This is a genomic window from Enterobacter sp. RHBSTW-01064 (assembly GCF_014103035.1).
GTDB lineage: Bacteria > Pseudomonadota > Gammaproteobacteria > Enterobacterales > Enterobacteriaceae > Enterobacter > Enterobacter mori.
Genome location: NZ_JABXOU010000030.1, coordinates 1 through 261 on the forward strand (window position 1 = coordinate 1; position 261 = coordinate 261).

General features: G+C 65.9%; 1 protein-coding gene. It reads left to right on the forward strand.

Translation table 11 applies throughout. The features are described from left to right. On the forward strand, positions 1-261 hold a 261-nt coding region (locus tag HV355_RS23995; protein ID WP_182403877.1), incomplete at both ends, for an Ig-like domain-containing protein.

The following is a 261-nucleotide window of genomic DNA, read 5'->3' on the forward strand; positions in this document are numbered from 1 at the left end:
ACCCTGTCTGACGGCAGCAGCACCGACGACCCGACGCCAACCCTGAGCGGCAAGGCGGAAGCGGGCAGCACCGTGAAGATCTACGATCAGAACGGGCTGCTGGGCGAAGTGACGGCGAAGGCCGACGGCACCTGGAGCTTCTCACCGGTCGCGAAACTGCCGGAAGGCGAGCACCGCTTCCACGTGACGGCGACGGACAAGGCGGGCAACACCAGTGCGGATTCAGACGACTTCGTCCTGACCCTGGACTACACCGCCCCA